The 17,700-nt window shown below is 73.2% G+C and carries 18 protein-coding genes and 1 tRNA gene; 11 read left to right on the top strand and 8 right to left on the bottom strand.

Annotated features, from left to right (window positions below; genetic code table 11):
• Positions 1–272 precede the first annotated feature (272 nt).
• The gene (locus PV343_RS05445; RefSeq protein WP_319145613.1) at positions 273–1,100 is read left to right on the top strand and encodes an enoyl-CoA hydratase family protein; all 828 of its coding nucleotides are present in this window, start codon (positions 273–275) and stop codon (positions 1,098–1,100) included.
• Positions 1,085–3,406: a bifunctional salicylyl-CoA 5-hydroxylase/oxidoreductase gene (locus PV343_RS05440; RefSeq protein ID WP_319145612.1), complete on the top strand. Its 2,322-nt coding sequence runs from the start codon at positions 1,085–1,087 to the stop codon at positions 3,404–3,406. Before PV343_RS05445 ends, PV343_RS05440 begins: the two co-directional genes overlap by 16 nt.
• Before the next feature lie 152 nt (positions 3,407–3,558).
• On the opposite strand, the gene PV343_RS05435 is transcribed toward PV343_RS05440, so the two are convergent.
• Together PV343_RS05435 and PV343_RS05430 are read right to left on the bottom strand one after the other, a co-directional pair.
• Positions 3,559–4,386: a PaaX family transcriptional regulator C-terminal domain-containing protein gene (locus tag PV343_RS05435; RefSeq protein WP_319145611.1), complete on the bottom strand. Its 828-nt coding sequence runs from the start codon at positions 4,384–4,386 to the stop codon at positions 3,559–3,561.
• A gap of 15 nt (positions 4,387–4,401) precedes the next feature.
• A complete protein-coding gene (locus tag PV343_RS05430) occupies positions 4,402–6,081 on the bottom strand; it encodes an AMP-binding protein (protein WP_319145795.1) in 1,680 nt (559 codons plus the stop codon).
• Between the two features lie 72 nt (positions 6,082–6,153).
• Between PV343_RS05430 and PV343_RS05425 the strand changes: the two genes are divergently transcribed.
• Both PV343_RS05425 and PV343_RS05420 read left to right on the top strand, forming a co-directional pair.
• Positions 6,154–7,287: an acyl-CoA dehydrogenase family protein gene (locus PV343_RS05425; RefSeq protein WP_319145610.1), complete on the top strand. Its 1,134-nt coding sequence runs from the start codon at positions 6,154–6,156 to the stop codon at positions 7,285–7,287.
• Positions 7,284–7,682: a RidA family protein gene (locus PV343_RS05420; protein ID WP_319145609.1), complete on the top strand. Its 399-nt coding sequence runs from the start codon at positions 7,284–7,286 to the stop codon at positions 7,680–7,682. The genes PV343_RS05425 and PV343_RS05420 overlap by 4 nt, the downstream gene beginning before the upstream one ends.
• A 4-nt stretch (positions 7,683–7,686) precedes the next feature.
• Here PV343_RS05420 and PV343_RS05415 read toward each other — a convergent pair whose 3' ends face one another.
• Complete coding sequence (locus PV343_RS05415; protein WP_319145608.1) at positions 7,687–7,881, bottom strand: DUF5999 family protein; 195 nt, start codon at positions 7,879–7,881, stop codon at positions 7,687–7,689.
• Between the two features lie 235 nt (positions 7,882–8,116).
• Here PV343_RS05415 and PV343_RS05410 point away from each other — a divergent pair, with 235 nt between their 5' ends.
• Positions 8,117–8,542 carry a DUF6299 family protein gene (locus tag PV343_RS05410; RefSeq protein WP_319145607.1) on the top strand — a complete coding sequence of 142 codons (426 nt, stop codon included), beginning with the start codon at positions 8,117–8,119 and terminating at the stop codon, positions 8,540–8,542.
• A gap of 63 nt (positions 8,543–8,605) precedes the next feature.
• On the opposite strand, the gene PV343_RS05405 is transcribed toward PV343_RS05410, so the two are convergent.
• The 5 genes from PV343_RS05405 to PV343_RS05385 all read right to left on the bottom strand — a co-directional run bounded on the left by PV343_RS05405 (position 8,606) and on the right by PV343_RS05385 (position 12,115).
• Positions 8,606–8,836, bottom strand: a complete 231-nt coding sequence (locus PV343_RS05405; protein WP_319145606.1) for an acyl-CoA carboxylase subunit epsilon — start codon at positions 8,834–8,836, stop codon at positions 8,606–8,608.
• Between the two features lie 11 nt (positions 8,837–8,847).
• Positions 8,848–10,392 carry an acyl-CoA carboxylase subunit beta gene (locus PV343_RS05400; RefSeq protein WP_319145605.1) on the bottom strand — a complete coding sequence of 515 codons (1,545 nt, stop codon included), beginning with the start codon at positions 10,390–10,392 and terminating at the stop codon, positions 8,848–8,850.
• Between the two features lie 29 nt (positions 10,393–10,421).
• Positions 10,422–10,859 (bottom strand): hypothetical protein, encoded by a 438-nt coding sequence (locus PV343_RS05395; protein ID WP_319145604.1) that lies wholly within the window; start codon positions 10,857–10,859, stop codon positions 10,422–10,424.
• Positions 10,860–10,981: 122 nt separating this feature from the next.
• On the bottom strand, positions 10,982–11,767 hold the full coding sequence (locus PV343_RS05390) for an AfsR/SARP family transcriptional regulator (protein WP_319145603.1): 786 nt from the start codon (positions 11,765–11,767) through the stop codon (positions 10,982–10,984).
• 251 nt (positions 11,768–12,018) lie between these two features.
• Positions 12,019–12,115: transfer RNA gene (locus PV343_RS05385), tRNA-OTHER, on the bottom strand.
• A 174-nt stretch (positions 12,116–12,289) separates the two neighbouring features.
• Here PV343_RS05385 and PV343_RS05380 point away from each other — a divergent pair.
• From PV343_RS05380 to fabI, 6 genes are all read left to right on the top strand, one after another.
• Positions 12,290–13,297, top strand: a complete 1,008-nt coding sequence (locus PV343_RS05380; RefSeq protein ID WP_319145602.1) for a DUF2156 domain-containing protein — start codon at positions 12,290–12,292, stop codon at positions 13,295–13,297.
• 110 nt (positions 13,298–13,407) lie between these two features.
• On the top strand, positions 13,408–13,557 hold the full coding sequence (locus tag PV343_RS05375; protein ID WP_319145601.1) for a hypothetical protein: 150 nt from the start codon (positions 13,408–13,410) through the stop codon (positions 13,555–13,557).
• A gap of 259 nt (positions 13,558–13,816) precedes the next feature.
• Positions 13,817–14,932 (top strand): fatty acid desaturase family protein, encoded by a 1,116-nt coding sequence (locus tag PV343_RS05370; RefSeq protein ID WP_319145600.1) that lies wholly within the window; start codon positions 13,817–13,819, stop codon positions 14,930–14,932.
• A gap of 212 nt (positions 14,933–15,144) precedes the next feature.
• Positions 15,145–16,515 carry an MFS transporter gene (locus PV343_RS05365; RefSeq protein WP_319145599.1) on the top strand — a complete coding sequence of 457 codons (1,371 nt, stop codon included), beginning with the start codon at positions 15,145–15,147 and terminating at the stop codon, positions 16,513–16,515.
• Between the two features lie 37 nt (positions 16,516–16,552).
• Positions 16,553–16,882: a ferredoxin gene (gene fdxA / locus PV343_RS05360; RefSeq protein ID WP_319145598.1), complete on the top strand. Its 330-nt coding sequence runs from the start codon at positions 16,553–16,555 to the stop codon at positions 16,880–16,882.
• On the top strand, positions 16,879–17,646 hold the full coding sequence (fabI, locus tag PV343_RS05355) for an enoyl-ACP reductase FabI (RefSeq protein ID WP_319145597.1): 768 nt from the start codon (positions 16,879–16,881) through the stop codon (positions 17,644–17,646). Before fdxA ends, fabI begins: the two co-directional genes overlap by 4 nt.
• The last annotated feature ends 54 nt before the right edge of the window (positions 17,647–17,700 follow it).

Raw genomic sequence — 17,700 nt, 5'->3', positions numbered from 1 at the left:
ACTAGGGAATGGTACGGGCCCGGTCGCACAGGACGGCCGCCGGGCGCCGCTCGGGACCATCGGCCCCGGTACCGGGCGGCCTACCCACGAGGACGCGCCGCCTCGCCCCGCCCGGCCCACTGTTACGACGCTGTCGACGACCGGTGACGCCCGTGACCGGACCGGGCCGCGCCCCACCCCGTTGTCGCGCCATCGTGACGACGGTCACGAACGGGTGATAGCTTTTCCGGGTAGCGCACGTGAGGCACCGCCCCCCTAGGAGGCCGCACGTCATGAGTCCCTTCACCGGCTCCGCCGCCCGCACCCGCGACTGGGAGCACCTGCGGGTCCAGATCGCCGACGGGGTCGCCACCGTCACCCTCGACCGGCCCGCCAAGCTCAACGCCCTCACCTTCGGCGCCTACGCCGATCTGCGTGACCTGCTCGCCGAGCTGTCCCGGGAGCGGTCCGTGCGCGCCCTGGTGCTCGCGGGCGAGGGGCGCGGCTTCTGCTCCGGCGGCGACGTGGACGAGATCATCGGCGCCACCCTGGCCATGGACACCGCCCAGCTCCTCGACTTCAACCGGATGACCGGACAGGTCGTACGGGCGGTGCGGGAGTGCCCGTTCCCCGTGATCGCCGCCGTGCACGGGGTGGCGGCCGGCGCCGGCGCCGTCCTGGCGCTCGCGGCCGACTTCCGGGTCGCCGACCCCTCCGCCCGGTTCGCCTTCCTCTTCACCCGGGTCGGCCTGTCCGGCGGTGACATGGGCGCGGCCTACCTGCTGCCCCGGGTCGTCGGCCTCGGCCACGCCACCCGGCTGCTGATGCTGGGCGAGCAGGTCCGCGCGCCCGAGGCCGAGCGCATCGGCCTGATCAGCCTGCTCACCGAGGAGGGCGGGGCCGACGAGGCCGCCGCCGCGCTCGCCCGCCGGCTGGCCGACGGGCCGGCCCTGGCGCACGCGCAGACGAAGGCGCTGCTGACGGCGGAACTCGACATGCCGCTGGCGGCCTCCGTGGAGCTGGACGCCTCCACCCAGGCGCTGCTGATGAACGGCGAGGACTACGCGGAGTTCCACGCCGCGTTCCGGGAGAAGCGGCCTCCCAAGTGGCGGGGGCGGTGACCGTGCGGCGCATCGCGATCATCGGCGGCGGCCCCGGCGGCCTGTACGCGGCCGCCCTGCTGAAGCGGCTCGACCCCGCGCGGGAGATCACCGTCTGGGAACGCAACGCCCCCGACGAGACCTTCGGCTTCGGCGTGGTGCTCTCCGACGAGACCCTCGGCGGCATCGAGCACGCCGACCCCGTCGTCTACGAGGCACTGAAGAAGGAGTTCGTCCGCTGGGACGACATCGACATCGTGCACCGGGGGGTGCGCCACCGCTCCGGCGGCCACGGGTTCGCCGCGCTCGGCCGCCGCCGGCTGCTGCGGGTCCTGCACGAACGCTGCCGCTCGCTCGGTGTGGAGCTGCGCTTCGCCACCGAGGCGCCGCCCCTCGACGAGCTCCGCGCACGGCACGACCTGGTCGTCGCCGCCGACGGCGTGCGCAGCACCACCCGCACGGCCCTCGCCGACGCCTTCCGCCCCCGGGTGACCGAGCACCGCTGCCGGTACATCTGGCTGGCCGCCGACTTCGCCTTCGACGCCTTCCGCTTCGAGATCGCCGAGACCGAGCACGGCGTCATGCAACTGCACGGCTACCCCTACGCGGCCGACGCCTCCACCGTCATCGTCGAGATGCGCGAGGAGGTCTGGCGGGCGGCGGGACTCGACCGGGCCGGACCGCGGGAGTCCGTGGAGCGCTGCGCCAAGGTCTTCGCCGACGCCCTCGGCGGACGGCCGCTGCGCTCGAACAACTCGGCCTGGACCACCTTCCGCACGGTCGTCACCGAGCACTGGTCGCACGGCGACGTCGTCCTGCTCGGCGACGCGGCCCACACCGCCCACTTCTCCATCGGCTCCGGCACCAAGCTCGCCGTGGAGGACGCGCTGGCCCTCGCCGCGTGCCTGGCGGAGCAGCCCGACGTGCCCGCCGCCCTGGCCGCCTACGAGCAGGAGCGCCGGCCCGTCGTCGCCTCCACCCAGCGGGCCGCCCGGGCCAGCCTGGAGTGGTTCGAGGACCTGGGCCGCTACCTCGACCAGCCGCCCCGCCAGTTCGCCTTCAACCTGCTCACCCGCAGCCGCCGGGTCACCCACGACAACCTCCGGCTGCGTGACGCCCACTTCACCGAGGCCGTCGAGCGCGAGTTCGGCTGCCCGCCGGGCACACCCCCGATGTTCACCCCGTTCCGGCTGCACGGCCTGACCCTGCGCAACCGGGTCGTCGTGTCGCCCATGGACCTCTACTCGGCCGTCGACGGCGTCCCCGGCGACTTCCACCTGGTCCACCTCGGCGCCCGCGCCCTCGGCGGGGCCGGCCTGGTGATGACCGAGATGGTGTGCGTCAGCGAGGAGGGGCGCATCACCCCGGGCTGCACCGGCCTCTACACCGCCCGCCAGGGCGAGGCGTGGCGGCGGATCACCGACTTCGTGCACACCCAGGCGCCCGGCACGGCGATCGGTGTGCAGCTCGGCCACTCCGGGCGCAAGGGCTCCACCAGGCTCATGTGGGAGGGCATGGACGAACCGCTGCCCGAGGGCAACTGGCCGCTGTCGGCCGCCTCCCCGCTGCCGTACCGGCCGGACGGCCAGATCCCGCGCGAGCTCTCCCGGGCCCAGCTCACCGACGTCCGCGAGCAGTTCGCGGCGGCCGCCTGGCGGGCCGCCCGGGCCGGCTTCGACCTGCTCGAACTGCACTGCGCGCACGGCTACCTGCTCTCCGGCTTCCTCTCCCCGCTCACCAACCTGCGCACCGACGCCTACGGCGGCTCGCTGGAGAAGCGGCTGCGGTTCCCGCTGGAGGTCTTCGACGCGGTGCGCGGAGTGTGGCCGGACGACCGCCCCATGAGCGTACGCATCTCGGCCACCGACTGGGCCGAGGGCGGCACCACCGCCGAGGAGGCGGTCGCGATCGCCCGGGCCTTCGCGGCGCACGGCGCCGACGCGATCGACGTCTCCACCGGCCAGGTCGTGGCCGGGGAACGGCCGGAGTTCGGGCGGTCGTACCAGACGCCGTTCGCCGACCGCATCCGGCACGAGGTCCGCGTCCCGGTGATCGCCGTCGGCGCGATCTCCTCCTGGGACGACGTCAACTCCCTGATCCTGGCCGGGCGCACCGACCTGTGCGCCCTGGCCCGCCCGCACCTGTACGACCCGCACTGGACCCTGCACGCGGCGGCCGAGCAGGGCTACCAGGGCCCCGGCGTGGTCTGGCCCGCCCCCTACCGGGCGGGCAGCAGGCGCCCCCAGACCGGCCGCACGGACGCGCCGAGGCCGCGGCTGGCGCTCGATTCGGTCACAGCCCTCCCACCCGATCCGCACGGTTCCTGAACCGGTCCTGGTGGTCGCGGGGCATCTTCACGACGGACACCGAGAACCTCCGGGTGCTCCTCGACCACGGCCTGCCCGCGGTGATCTACCTCGCCGTCGGGCACGGGACGGCGGTGCGGCTGCGCCGCTTCTGCCCCCGCGCCCGGGACCGCTCAGCCCGCCGCGGGCCCGGCCCCCACGAACCCGGCCCCCGCGTCCCGCAGCCGCTCGTGCAGCCCCCGGAACACCTCCGCCGAGCGGACGCCCGGCCAGTCGGCCGGAAGCAGGTGGGCGGGCAGGCCGGGGTCGGTGTACGGGAGGTGGCGCCAGGTGTCGAGGGCGAGGAGGTAGTCGCGGTAGGCGTCCTCGGGTTCGGTGTCCGTGCGCCCCTCCCAGGCGTGCAGCACGGGCGCGTGCGCGTCGAGGAAGCGCTCGTGCTCCTTGGCGATCGCCGCCAGGTCCCACCAGCGGGCGACCGCCTCCGGGGTGGGGGCGAAGCCGAGGTGCTCGCCGCGGAAGAAGTCGACGTACGGGTCCAGACGCAGCCGCCCCAGGGTGTGCCGGGTCTCCTCGTAGAGCCGGGCCGGGGCGATCCACACCCCGGGCGCCGCCGTACCGAAGCCAAGGCCGGCCAGCCGGGAGCGCAGCACATGCCGCTTCTGCCGCTCCGACTCGGGCACCGAGAACACCGCGAGCACCCAGCCCTCGTCCTCAGGCGGCCCGGCCAGATAGATACGGCGGTCGCCGTCGTCCATCAACTGACGGGCCTCGGGCGAGAGCTCGTAGCCGGCCGCCCCGGTCGTGGTGCGCGCGGGCAGCAGCAGGCCGCGGCGTTTGAGCCGGGACACCGAGGAGCGGACGGACGGCGCGTCCACGCCGACCGCGGCCAGGAGCCGGATCAGCTCGGCGACGGGCACCGGACCGGGTGCGAAGCGGCCGTACGCGCCGTAGAGCGTGACGATGAGGGACCTGGGGGCGTGCTGCTCGGACACGTTGATCATTTTAGGTCGTCGATATCACTGCCGGTCACCTCCGGTCCGCAACCGGAACCTCTGGAGCTTGCCGGTGGCCGTGCGGGGCAGCGCGTCCAGGAAGACGAACTCACGCGGGCACTTGTACGGGGTCAGCTCGCGGGTGAGGAAGGCACGCAGCGCCTCCGTGTCACGTGGCGCGCCCTCCCGCAGGACGGTGTACGCCACCGCCACCTGGCCGCGGGCCTCGTCGGGCCGGCCGACGACGGCCGTCTCGACCACGTCGGGGTGGCGCAGCAGGGCGTCCTCCACCTCCGGTCCGGCGATGTTGTACCCGGCGGAGACGATCATGTCGTCGGCGCGGGCCACGTAGCGGAAGTAGCCGTCGCTCTCCCGGACGTAGGTGTCACCGGTGACGTTCCAGCCGCCGCGCACGTACTCCCGCTGCCGCGGGTCGGCCAGGTAGCGGCAGCCCACCGGGCCGCGGACCGCGAGCAGGCCGGGCTCGCCGTCGGGCACCGGGTCGCCGTGCGCGTCCTGCACGCGCGCCTGCCAGCCCGGCACCGGGACGCCCGTCGTGCCGGGCCTGATCCGCTCGTCGGCCGCCGAGATGAAGATGTGCAGCAGCTCGGTGGCGCCGATGCCGTTGATGACGCGCAGCCCGGTCTTCTCCCGCCAGGCCCGCCAGGTGGCCGCGGGCAGGTTCTCGCCCGCGGACACGCAGCGGCGCAGGGACGAGATGTCGTGGCCGTCCAGCTCGTCGAGCATCGCCCGGTAGGCGGTCGGCGCGGTGAACAGCACCGAGACCCGGTGCTCGGCGATCGCGGGCAGCAGCTGCCGGGGGCCGGCCTGTTCGAGGAGCAGGGCGCTGGCTCCGGCCCGCAGCGGGAAGACCACGAGGCCGCCGAGGCCGAAGGTGAAGCCGAGCGGTGGGCTGCCGGCGAACACGTCGTCCTGGTGGGGGCGCAGCACATGTCGGGAGAAGGTGTCGGCTATCGCCAGCACGTCCCGGTGGAAGTGCATGCACCCCTTGGGCCGGCCGGTGGTGCCGGAGGTGAAGGCGATGAGGGCCACGTCGTCGGCGGCCGTCTCCACCGCCGGGTACGGGGTGCCGGGCGCCGGGCGGCGCAGCAGGTCGTCGGGCGCGTCGCCGCCGTACGTCGTGATGCCGAGGCCCGGGATCTCGGCCTTCGCCAGGTCGTCCACGGCCCGCACGTCGCACAGGGCGTGCCGGACCCGGGCGATCTCGCACATCGTGGCCAGCTCGTGCGGACGCTGCTGGGCCAGCACGGTGACCGCGACCGCGCCCGCCTTCAGCACCGCAAGCCAGCAGGCGGCGAGCCAGGGTCCGGTGGGGCCGCGCAGCAGCACCCGGTTGCCGGGCACCACCCCCAGCTCGCCGGTGAGGACGTGCGCGATGCGGTCCACCCGGGCGCGCAGGTCGCCGTACGTCCAGGTGGGGCCGGCCGGGGTGTGGAAGGCCGGCCGGGCGGGGTCGGTGCCGCCGAGCAGCTCGACCGCGCAGTTGAGCCGCTCCGGGTAGTGCAGCTCCGGCAGGTCGAAGCACAGCTCGGGCCACTCGTCCGGCGGCGGGAGATGGTCGCGCGCGAAGGTGTCGACGTGGGCCGAGACGTGCATGGCGGTTCGCCCCCTATGCCGTGACAGGCGTCGAGACGGGCGTCCTGGTGCGCTCGCGGATCGAGCGTATCGTGTTGGTGACGGCAGTCAACTGTGCGCGATAACCTCGTTCGGAGACGGGGAGGGCCGACGGGACCCGTCCCGGAGGGAGGACCGGCAGTGCCCGCATTCTCACTCGAACCGGAACAGACCGCCTGGTGCGCCGAGCTGCGCGCCCTGGCGGCCGAACGGCTGCGCCCGCTCGCCGACAAGGGCGAACCGGGCCGGGTCAACCGGCCGCTCCTGACCGAACTGGGCCGGCTCGGGCTCCTCGCGCGGCTGTTCGCGTCCGGCGCGCTCGACCTGTGCCTGATGCGGGAGTCGCTGGCCCAGTCCTGCACGGAGGCCGAGACCGCGCTGGCCCTCCAGGGACTCGGCGCCCACCCGGTGCACGCCCACGGCAGCGCCGCCCAGCGCGAGCGCTGGCTGCCCCGGGTGACCGACGGCAGCGCGGTGGCCGCGTTCGCGCTCAGCGAGCCGGGCGCCGGCTCGGACGCGGCGGCCCTCGCCCTCGCGGCCGAGCCCGACGGCGCCTCCGGCTGGCGGCTCACCGGCGCCAAGTGCTGGATCTCCAACGCCCCCGAGGCCGACTTCTACACCGTCTTCGCCCGCACCACCCCCGGCGCCGGAGCCCGCGGGGTGACCGCCTTCCTGGTCCCCGCCGACCGGCCGGGCCTCACCGGCTCCGCACTGGAGATGATCTCACCGCACCCCATCGGAGCCCTCGACTTCGACGCCGTGCCCGTCACCGCCGAGGACGTGCTCGGCGAGCCCGGCCGCGGCTTCGCCGTCGCCATGGGCACCCTCAACCTGTTCCGGCCGAGCGTCGGCGCCTTCGCGGTCGGCATGGCCCAGGCCGCGCTCGAGGCCACCCTGCGCCACACCGCCGAACGGGAGGCGTTCGGCGGGCCGTTGATGCGCATGCAGGCCGTGTCCCACCAGGTCGCCGAGATGGCCCTGCGCACGGAGGCGGCCCGGCTGATGGTGTACGCGGCGGCGAGCGCCCACGACGCCGGCGCACCGGACGTCCCCGGGCGCGCCGCCATGGCGAAGCTGCTCGCCACCGAGACCGCGCAGTACGTCGTCGACACCGCTGTCCAGCTGCACGGCGCGCGGGCCCTGCGCCGCGGCCACCTCCTCGAACACCTCTACCGCGAGGTGCGCGCCCCGCGGATCTACGAGGGCGCGAGCGAGGTGCAGCGGGGCATCATCGCCAAGGAGCTCTACACCACACGGACCCGGGAGGCCCGGTGACGACCGAGCGCGTCAACCCGCCCGAACTGTCCCCGCCCGCGGGCTTCTCGCACGCCGTCGTCGCCACCGGCTCCCGCGTGGTGTTCCTCGCGGGCCAGACGGCCCTCGACGGCGACGGCGAGGTCACCGGCGCCACCCTGCCCGAGCAGTTCGAGAAGGCGCTCACCAACCTCCTCACCGCCCTGACCGCGGCCGGCGGCACCCCCGCCGACCTCGCCCGCGTCACCGTCTACGCCACCGACGTCGCCGACTACCGCACCCACGCCCGGCGACTGGGCCGCATCTGGCGGGAGCGGGCGGGCCGGGACTACCCGGCGATGGCGGTCGTGCAGGTCGTACGGCTGTGGGACGAGCGGGCGCTGGTGGAACTGGACGGGTTCGCGGTGCTGCCCTGAACCCTCAGGCCGCCACCGCGAGCCGCTCGGCCGGGACCCGGCGGGGCGGGACCACGCTGCCGTCCGGGTGCAGTTCGCCCGAGTCGTCGAAGACGATCGAACCGTCGCACAGCAGGGCCCAGCCCTGCTCCGGACGGGCGGCAACGAGGTGCGGGACATCGGCGCGGACGGCCGTGGACGAGATGGGGCAGGAGCACATGGCGCACCTCCACAGCAGGTGGAAAGGGGCCGGCGGGATCGGCCGCGGCCCGGCATGCACCGACCATGCCCCCGTCGTGGCCGCGGGGGAACCGTCCGCCGGGAAGCGTGACAACACGCGGACAACTTCCGGACGGTCCGAAGACGCGCCACCGATGGGGTGACGGTCACGGCGGGCGGCCCGGCCGACCGGTACCAGTGGGAACCCCCCACCCCACGGAACCGGGAGGCATCCCATGCCTGTACGCCACGCCCTCGCCACCACCCTGGGAGCAGCGGCGCTGCTGTGTGCCGCCGTAGGCCCGGCCGCCGCCGACACCGGCGAGCGCATCACCGTCGACCCCACCGGCACCGTCGCCGCCGACGGCACCGTCACCCTCTCCGGCACCTACCGCTGCACCGCCGGCACCGGACCGGTCCTCGTCGGCTCCTCGGTCGGCCAGTCGGACCCCCGGGTCCAGCAGGGCGTCGGCGGCGGCGTCGCGCTGTGCGACGGCGCCGAGCACCGCTGGGAGAACTCCGGCAAGGTCGTGCCCGGTTCGGTCGAGGCGGGGCCGGCCCATGTCCAGGCCGCCCTGGTCGAGCTGCGTCCGTCGGGCATCGTGCCGCTGCCCCACTTCCACGCGGTGGCGGAACGGGACATCACCCTCGTCAAGGACTGACGCGCCCGCCCGGCGGCCCCGCACCCCGAGGGGCGCGGGGCCGCCGGGCGCGGGCCGCGGTCGTCAGGAGCGCTGCCAGCTGTGCGGGGCGTGGAAGGCGTGGGGGCGCCAGGAGGTGGTGCCGGGCGAGGAGGGCTCGGCGCCCTGCCCGGCCAGCGCGCTCCGGCTGAGCAGCAGCACCGTCAGGGCGGCCAGCTCCTCGTCGGTGGCCTCGCCCCGTTCGACCCGGATCGGGGGAGTGGGGGACGTCGAGGACACGGGGGACGCGGGGGTTGTGGGGGACACCAGGGACATGCTGACCTCCGTCACTGAGGGGGATTGCCGTGCTTGCGCACGGGACGCTCGGCGTGCTTGGTGCGCAGCATCGCCAGCGCGCCGATGAGGACGCGGCGGGTCTCGGCGGGGTCGATGACGTCGTCCACGAGGCCGCGCTCGGCCGCGTAGTAGGGGTGCATCAGCTCGGCCTTGTACTCCTTGACCATCTTCTGCCGCATCGCCTCGGGGTCCTCGGCCTCGGCGATCTGACGGCGGAAGATGACGTTGGCCGCGCCCTCGGCGCCCATCACGGCGATCTCGTTGGTGGGCCAGGCGTAGGTGAGGTCGGCCCCGATCGACTGGGAGTCCATGACGATGTAGGCACCTCCGTACGCCTTGCGCAGGATCAGCGAGATCCTCGGCACGGTCGCGTCGCAGTAGGCGTAGAGGAGCTTGGCGCCGTGGCGGATGATGCCGCCGTGCTCCTGGCCCACGCCCGGCAGGAAGCCGGGCACGTCCAGCAGGGTGACGATCGGGATGCTGAACGCGTCGCACATCTGCACGAAGCGGGCCGCTTTCTCGGAGGCCTCGATGTCCAGCACGCCCGCCAGGGTCTGCGGCTGGTTGGCGACGATCCCGACGACCTGGCCGTCCAGCCGGGCCAGGGCGCAGATGACGTTGCGTGCCCAGCGCTGGTGGACCTCCAGGTACTCGCCGTCGTCGACGATCTCCTCGATCACCCGGGTCATGTCGTACGGCCGGTTCCCGTCGGCCGGCACCAGGTCGGCCAGCGTCTCGCAGCGCCGGTCCGCGGGGTCGTCGCAGGGCACCGAGGGCGGGTTCTCGCGGTTGTTGCGGGGCAGCAGCGACAGGAGGTACCGCACCTCCTCCAGGCAGGTCTCCTCGTCGTCGTAGGCGAAGTGGCACACGCCGGAGGTCTCGGCGTGGACGTCGGCGCCGCCCAGGCCGTTCTGGGTGATCTCCTCGCCGGTGACCGCCTTGACCACGTCCGGGCCCGTGATGAACATCTGCGACGTCTCGCGGACCATGAACACGAAGTCGGTGAGCGCCGGGCTGTAGGCGGCACCGCCGGCGCACGGACCCAGCATCACCGAGATCTGCGGGATGACACCGGAGGCCGCCGTGTTGCGCCGGAAGATGCCGCCGTACCCCGCGAGGGCGGTGACGCCCTCCTGGATCCGTGCGCCCGCGCCGTCGTTCAGGGAGACCAGGGGCGCCCCGGCCGCGATGGCCATGTCCATGATCTTGTGGATCTTGGCGGCATGGGCCTCGCCCAGCGCGCCGCCGAAGATCCGGAAGTCATGGGCGTACACGAAGACGGTGCGGCCCTCGACCGTGCCCCAGCCGGTGACCACACCGTCGGTGTACGGCTTCTTCGCCTCCAGGCCGAACCCGGTCGCCCGGTGCCGGCGCAGCGACTCGACCTCCTGGAAGGAGCCCTCGTCGAGGAGCAGGCCGATCCGTTCGCGCACGGTGAGCTTGCCCTTGGCCTTCTGGGCGGCGGTCGCCTTCTCGCTCGGGCCGGCGAGCACCCGCTCGCGTATGCCGGCCAGTTCCTCGACCTGGGACCTCATGTCTCCCCCTGCTTCCCTGAAGTGACGGATTACCGGTCGCCGAGCCGGCGCAGCGCGCTCGCCTGGAGTGCGGCGAACGCCGCCACGACGGCCGCCTGGAGCACGGTCCACACCGTGCCGACGGTGTTCGGGCCGAACCACCCGAAGACGGCGGTGGCGACCGAGGCGAGTGCCCACAGCGCGTTGGCCTCGATCACCGCCTTGGTCGCGGTCCTGCCCGGCACCGGCCGGCTCGCCAGCAGGGCCACGAGGGCGCCGTACACGGTGAGGAACGCCCCGATGCCGCGCAGGAGTCCGGAGCCGAGGCCGAGCAGGTCGCCCACCGGTCCGGCGGCGAGCAGGTAGATCAGGCCGTTGGCGGCGGTGACGGCCGCGTCCAGCGCGAGGAAAGTCCGTAACGGGCGGGCCGCGGCGGAGCGGGTGAGCGTATGCCGCGCCGCGTGCGCCGGGGTCTGGCTCGTGGTCATGGGGCCTCCGAAAGTAGGGAAGTCTGATTCCACTTGCCCGAAGAGCGTGCCAAGGCGGGCTGACCGGCGGCTGACGGAGCGCTTACGCGGACCGGCCGCTCAGACCGCCCGGACCCGGGCCGTCAGACCGGCTGCAGGCGCATGTCGCCGGTCAGGGCCGGATCGTGGGAGAGGATCGCGTGCTCGACCCGGCGCAGCGCGGGGGAGGGCTGTATTCCCAGCTCGTCGTCGAGGTGGCGGCGCATCCGGCGGAAGACGTCGAGGGCGTCGGCCTGCCGGCCCGAGCCGTACAGGGCGATCATCAACTGCTCGCAGAACCGTTCCCGCAACGGGTGGTTGGTGTGCGCCTCGGTCAGTTCGGCGAGCAGCGCGGCATGGCGGCCCAGCCGCAGTTCGGCGTCGAAGCGCAGCTCCATGGCGCGCATCCGGTACTCCTCGTAGCGGGCGGCCGCGAGCTGGCACAGCGTCCCGGCGGTGAACCCGCCGAAGACCGGACCGCGCCACATGCCCAGCGCGTCGCCCAGCAGCCGCGCGGTGCGGGCCGCGTCGTCCGGCGTCGCGGCCTCGGCCAGCCGCACCGCCCTGATGAACTCGGCCGCGTCCAGCTCGCCCTCGCCGACACCGAGCCGGTAGCCGGAGGGGTGCATGGTCACCCGGGAGGCCGGCCGGTCCGGCTCCAGGTCACGGAGCCTGCGGCGCAGCCGGCTGACATGGGCCTGGAGCGCGTTGGCCTGGTTGTCGGGGACGGAGTCCCCCCACATCTCCTCCGCCAGGCTCTCCCCGGACACCGGCTGCCCCTCGCTGACCAGCAGCGTCTGCACCAGAGTGCGCTGCAGGTCGCCGGAGACGTCCGCCGGGCCGTGGACGGTGAGTATCTGCAGCGCCCCGAGTACGGAGAACCTCAGCATGCCTTCTCCCCCTTGAACGACAATTCCTGGCGAAGATGTTTCTTTCCGTGCTCTTTCCGGGCCCGTGCCACGGTGAAATGCAGGGGCCGAACACGCCGCGCCCCGGCGGGCGCCTGATTTCTCATCGGCCCGCCGGGGCGGTTGCTCCGCCGGGACGGGGGCGGCCGGCGGCTCCTGGGGCATCCGGCCCCGCGGCGTCTTCGGCGCGGCACCGGACGGAAAGAATTCTTGCTCGACTGTACTTCCGACCGTGGCGGAGAGGGCAGGATTCGAACCTGCGCAGGCCGTCGCCGGCCCGACCTAGAGGCGTGCTCAAGGTCCCCGATCAGCCACTCCGGGCACCTCTCCTTGCTTCCGGCCCGGTTTCCCGCGCCGTTCACGGAAACAACAGTCGCAGCACCCGCTGACGGAATGCTGACACGCTTCTGACGCAGGCAATGAATTCCTTGTGGCCCTTTTCTCGGGCAACCTCTCGGTGTTGTACTCCCTTCGATGGAAAACGCTCCTGAAAGGGGTAAGGGAATGACCGCGACCACCACCGAAACCGTCACCGGCAACTTGGTTCTCGACGCCATACGCAGCCACACGGACGCCGAGAACCCGAGTTCTTTCCTGGCGCTCAACAGCGGAAACAGTACGTTCACCGTCCCGGGCGTGGACGGTGTCGTCGTCTACCGCCGCACCGGCCGCTGGGCCGTGCAGTTCGGCGGCCCCTTCGCCGCCGGACAGGACTACGCCACCCTCCTGGAGGGCTTCCGGCAGTACGTCCGCGACGAGGGCCTGAGCCTCGTCGGCGTCCAGCTCCAGCGCTCCGACGCCGAGCGCTACGCCGCGGCCGGCTTCACCGTCAACCAGGTCGGCGCCTCCTGGGCGGTGGGCCTGCCCGAGTTCACCCTGCGCGGCACCAAGTTCATGCAGCTGCGCAACAAGATCTCCCGCGCCCACCGCAACGGCCTCACGATCAAGGAGGTCGACGCGGCCGACGTCCAGGACGCCATCGCCACCATCGACCAGGCCTGGCTCGGCTCCAAGGGCGGCGCCCAGCAACTGGAGTTCCTGGTCGGCCAGATCGGCGGCCCGGTCCAGGAGCACCGCCGCCTGTTCGTCGGCACCATCGACGGCGCCCCGGTCGCGTACATCTCGTACTCGCCGGTCTACGGCAGCCGGGCCGGCTGGATGCACGACCTGAGCCGGCGCATCCCGGAGGGCTCCCCGGGCCTCATGGAGGCCATCAACGCGCACGCCATCGAGGTGTTCCGGGCCGAGGGCGTCCAGTGGCTGCACTTCGGGTTCACGCCCTTCACCGGGCTGGACGCGAGCCACGAACTCGACGGCCACAGCCCCGCGTTCCAGTGGCTCATGCACGCCCTGTGGGCCGAGGGCGCGGCGCTGTACCCGGCGCAGACGCAGCTGTCGTACAAGCAGAAGTGGGCTCCCGACGTGCTGATCCCGGAGTACGTCGCCGTCGACGGCCCGCAGGCCTCGCTGCCCGGCTTCGCGCACGTCTTCCGCGCCTGCAACGCCTTCTGACGGCACCGGCAACGGCAAGGCACCGGCCCCGCCCGGGGCCACCGCGCACGCACACTCCCGCACCACCCCATCACCGCACCGCACACACGCACCGGAAGGAGCGAGCAGACATGAGCCAGTCCACCGAGGAACTCCAGCACGCCATGGTCGAGCAGTTGATGGCGGTCATCGGCGCCCCCGACGACGAGGCGGTGGCCGAGGCCGCCGACTCGGCCGTCCGCGCCCTCGACGAGCGGCTGCGCGCCGGGGCGGCCGGCTGAGCCCCGCGCCGCACACCCGGTCAGACCGGTATCAGTGCCACATCAGCGCTCCACGGAACGCTGGACACACGTTCGCCCGGCGGTCCGGGCCCGGGAGCACCGCACTGTGCTCCCGTCGCCCGGGTCCGCCGGACGGACTCCAGGCCCTGTCCCGCGGCGGTGACCGCGCGGGAGCTGAAGTCGACTCGCGGCGCCCGCAGCTCCGTGGGGCAGCGGTGCCGCCGCCCGATCCGGGCACTTCTCCCAAGGAGAGCAACGCATGCAGCGTCCGCACACACAAGAGGCCGGGGCCGCAGTGGCCGCCGGTGGAGGCGCCGGCGCCGGGCAGCGCACCGGTGCCTCGGCGACCTTCTCCGAACTACTCAAACGGGTCAAGGCCGAGGGCCTGCTCGACCTCGACCCCCGGTACTACGTGGGCAAACTCGCCCTCAACACCGCCCTGCTGCTGATCGGGTTCGCCGCCTTCTTCGAGCTGGGCGACTCCTGGTGGCAGCTGCTGACGGCCCTGTGGATGGGGCTGTGCGGCGGCCAGTCGGCGTTCATGTGGCACGACGCCGGACACAAGGCGATGTTCCGCAGCAAGAAGGCCGCCTCGGCGGTCGGCTACGTCCACGCCAACCTGGTCAACGGGGTCAGCTACGGCTGGTGGGTCAACCACCACAACCGCCACCACAGCAACCCCAACCACCTGGACATGGACCCGGACATCGGCCGGCGCACCGCCATCTTCGACATCAAGCAGTACCCGACCCGCAAGGGCACCCAGAAGTTCGTCGTGCGCTACCAGAGCGTGCTGTTCTTCGTGCTGCTGGTGCTCGAGGGCTTCAAGATGCTGAAGACCGCGGTCCTGTCGATCGTCCAGGGCAAGACGAAGCGGCCCGTGCTGGAGACCTTCCTCATCGTGCTGCGTGCCGCCGTCTACCTCGGCCTGGTCTTCACCGTGCTCTCCCCGGTCCTGGCCGTCGCCTTCATCCTGGTCCAGCACGCCGCCCTGGGCGTGTACTTCGGGATGATCTTCGCCCCGAACCACAAGGGCATGGACGTCCGCGACGGTGACGAGGAGACCCTGGACTGGCTGGAGCGCCAGGTCCTCACCTCCCGCAACATCCGGCCCAGCCGGCTGATCGACTTCCTCTACGGCGGCCTCAACTACCAGGTGGAGCACCACCTGTTCCCGGCCATGCCGCAGAAGAGCCTGCCGCGCGCCCGGGAGCTGACCCGCGAGTACTGCGCCGAGCGCGGGGTGCCGTACCACGAGGTCGGGTTCTGGGCCTCGTACCGCGAGGTCGCCTCCTTCCTGCACGAGGTCAGCGCGCCGGTGCGGCGCGGCGACGTGGACGAGCAGATCCGGCGCCAGGCCATGGAAGCCGCCTGAGGCCGGGCCGCCGCCCCCGCACCACCCTCCCCACACCCCCCCCACAGCAGGCACCCGCCCCCCACACCCGACACCCCCACACCCGGCCCCCGGGCCGCACGCCCGGGCCACCGCGGGCCCGGGCCGCGCGCCCGGCCCCGCGGTGGCCCGGGCGGTTCCTTCCCGGGAGCGACGCAAGAGTTCGCAGGTAAGTCCCCAAAGGAGCCAGCCCCATGTCCCAGACCACCGCGGCGGCGGGCGGAGTCACCGCCCCCGCCTCGATCGGGGTCCGCCTGGACCGCATGCCGATCACCCCGCTGCACCGAAGACTCACCGCCGTCATCGGCGTCGGCCTGTTCTTCGACACCTTCGAGAACAACCTGTCGGGCACCATCGGCAAGGTGCTGCAGAGCGACTTCGGCTTCGGCGCCACCTCGCTCAAGCTCGTCCTGGCCTCCGTGTTCGTCGGCCAGTTCATCGGTTCCCTGACGCTCGGCCGGATCGCCGACCGGTTCGGCCGGCGCCGGGCCTTCCTGATCAACCTCGCCATCTACTCGGTGTTCTCGCTGCTCGGCGCGTTCTCCCCGAACGCCGGCTGGCTGATCGTCACCCGCTTCCTCGCCGGTGTCGGCATCGGCGCCGAACAGGCCCTGTCCGACTGCTACCTGGCCGACGTGCTGCCCGCCCGCAAGCGCGGCCGGTTCATCGCCTGGGCCTACACCCTCGCCTTCTGCGGGGTCCCCGCCGTCGGCTTCGCCGCCCTGTGGCTGGTGCCGCTGACCCCGCTCGGCGTGGCCGGCTGGCGCTGGCTGTTCGTGCTCGGCGCGCTCGGCTCGGCCGTGGTGTGGGTCCTGCGCCGGCAGCTCATCGAGTCCCCGCGCTGGCTGGCCGCCGCGGGCCGCACCGCGGAGGCCGAGCACCTGGTGGCCCGGATGGAGGCGGAGGCGGCGGGCCGCGGCCTGCCCCTGGAGACCCCCGCACCGGCCGCGCCCGAAGCGGCCGGCCCGCCGGCCCGGCTGCGGGACGTCCTGCGCCCCGGCATGCTCCGCCGCACGCTCGTCCTGTGGCTGTTCTGCGTGCTCTCCGTCGTCGGCTACTACGGCTTCGGCACCCTCGCCCCGCAGATCGTCGCCGCCAAGGGCTACGGCATCGTCGCCGGCCTCGGCTTCACCGCGCTGTCCTTCCTGGGCTACCCGGTGGGCTCCGCCCTCGCCCTGCCCGTCGTCGACCGCGTCGAACGGCGCACCCTGGTCGCCCTCTCGGCGGCCGCGATGATGCTCGCCGGACTCGGCTTCGGGTACGCGGACTCCGCCGCGACGATCGTCGTCTGCGGCTTCGCCTACACGCTGTTCAGCAACGTCTTCTCCAGCGTCTCGCACGTGTACCTGTCCGAGCAGTACCCGACCGCGATCCGCGCCACCGCCTCCGGCGCCGCCTACTCGCTGTCCAAACTCAGCGCCGCCGCACTGCCGTTCGTGCTGCTGCCCGTGCTGGACACGCACGGCACCGGCGCCCTGTTCGGTGTCATCGCCGCCGCCATGGCCGTCCTCGCCGTCACCGTGCTGACCCTGGGCGAGCGCACCACCGGCACCCCACTGAAGTGAAACCGGCCGTCACGACCGTCATAACGAGGAGTTGAGCATGGCCTACGTCATCGGACTGCCCTGCGTCGACGTCAAGGACCGCTCCTGCATCGAGGAGTGCCCCGTGGACTGCATCTACGAGGGCCGCCGCGCCCTCTACATCCATCCGGAGGAATGCGTGGACTGCGGCGCCTGCGAACCGGTGTGCCCGGTCGACGCCATCTACTTCGAGGACGACCTGCCCGAGGAGTGGGGCGCCGACCACGCGGCCTCCAACGCCGCCTTCTTCGACGGCCTGGGCTCGCCCGGCGGCGGCAGCGCCCTCGGCCCCCAGGACCACGACTCCCCGCTGGTGGGCGCCCTGCCCCAGGAGGTGACGGTGGCATGAGCGGCATCCTCGCCGGCAAGCGCATCCTGGTGACCGGGGTCGTCACGGACGCCTCCATCGCCTTCCACGTGGCCCGGATCGCCCAGGAGGAGGGCGCCGAGGTCCTGTTGACCGGCTTCGGCCGGCTCAGCCTCATCGAGCGCATCGCGGCCCGCCTGCCCAAGCCCGCCCCGGTGATCGAGCTGGACGTCACCGACAAGGACCAGCTCGCCTCCCTGGCCGGGCGGATCGGCGAGCACGTCGACTCCCTCGACGGCGTCGTGCACTCCATCGCCTACGGCCCCCAGGGCGCCTTCTCGTTCCTGGACGGCACCTGGGACGACGTCTCCACGGCCGTGCACGTCTCGGCGTACTCGCTGAAGTCCCTCACCACGGCCTGCCTGCCGCTGCTGGAGCGGCGCGGCGGCTCGGTCGTCGGCCTCACCTTCGACGCGGCCGTCGCCTGGCCGCACTACGACTGGATGGGCGTCGCCAAGGCCGCCCTGGAGGCCACCAGCCGCTACCTCGCCCGCGACCTCGGCGGCCGCGGCATCCGCTGCAACCTCGTCGCTGCCGGCCCGCTGCGCTCCATGGCCGCCAAGTCCATCCCGGGCTTCTCGCAGCTCGCCGACGTCTGGGAGACCGAGCGGGCCCCGGCCGGCTGGGACCTCGCCGACCCGGACCCGGCCGCCCGCGGGGTCGTCGCCCTGCTGTCGGACTTCTTCCCGCGCACCACCGGCGAGATCGTCCACGTGGACGGCGGGGTGCACATGATGGGCGCGTGAGGCACCGCGAAGGGGCGGGAGCCGAGGTCCGGACCTCGGCTCCCGCCCCTTTCG

This window comes from Streptomyces sp. WI03-4A, assembly GCF_033792105.1.
Classification (GTDB): Bacteria; Actinomycetota; Actinomycetes; order Streptomycetales; family Streptomycetaceae; genus Streptomyces; species Streptomyces collinus_A.
This window is presented reverse-complemented; position numbering and strand designations above follow the sequence as displayed.

Excerpts from the sequence above, each read along its gene's own strand:
- PV343_RS05400 (WP_319145605.1), bottom strand. The coding sequence starts at position 10,392 with ATGAGGTCCCAGGTCGAGGAACTGGCCGGCATACGCGAGCGGGTGCTC.
- PV343_RS05410 (WP_319145607.1), top strand. The coding sequence starts at position 8,117 with ATGCCTGTACGCCACGCCCTCGCCACCACCCTGGGAGCAGCGGCGCTG.
- PV343_RS05380 (WP_319145602.1), top strand. The coding sequence starts at position 12,290 with ATGACCGCGACCACCACCGAAACCGTCACCGGCAACTTGGTTCTCGAC.
- PV343_RS05390 (WP_319145603.1), bottom strand. The coding sequence starts at position 11,767 with ATGCTGAGGTTCTCCGTACTCGGGGCGCTGCAGATACTCACCGTCCAC.
- PV343_RS05445 (WP_319145613.1), top strand. The coding sequence starts at position 273 with ATGAGTCCCTTCACCGGCTCCGCCGCCCGCACCCGCGACTGGGAGCAC.
- PV343_RS05415 (WP_319145608.1), bottom strand. The coding sequence starts at position 7,881 with ATGTGCTCCTGCCCCATCTCGTCCACGGCCGTCCGCGCCGATGTCCCG.
- PV343_RS05365 (WP_319145599.1), top strand. The coding sequence starts at position 15,145 with ATGTCCCAGACCACCGCGGCGGCGGGCGGAGTCACCGCCCCCGCCTCG.
- PV343_RS05405 (WP_319145606.1), bottom strand. The coding sequence starts at position 8,836 with ATGTCCCTGGTGTCCCCCACAACCCCCGCGTCCCCCGTGTCCTCGACG.
- PV343_RS05395 (WP_319145604.1), bottom strand. The coding sequence starts at position 10,859 with ATGACCACGAGCCAGACCCCGGCGCACGCGGCGCGGCATACGCTCACC.
- PV343_RS05370 (WP_319145600.1), top strand. The coding sequence starts at position 13,817 with ATGCAGCGTCCGCACACACAAGAGGCCGGGGCCGCAGTGGCCGCCGGT.
- fdxA (WP_319145598.1), top strand. The coding sequence starts at position 16,553 with ATGGCCTACGTCATCGGACTGCCCTGCGTCGACGTCAAGGACCGCTCC.
- PV343_RS05435 (WP_319145611.1), bottom strand. The coding sequence starts at position 4,386 with ATGATCAACGTGTCCGAGCAGCACGCCCCCAGGTCCCTCATCGTCACG.
- PV343_RS05375 (WP_319145601.1), top strand. The coding sequence starts at position 13,408 with ATGAGCCAGTCCACCGAGGAACTCCAGCACGCCATGGTCGAGCAGTTG.
- fabI (WP_319145597.1), top strand. The coding sequence starts at position 16,879 with ATGAGCGGCATCCTCGCCGGCAAGCGCATCCTGGTGACCGGGGTCGTC.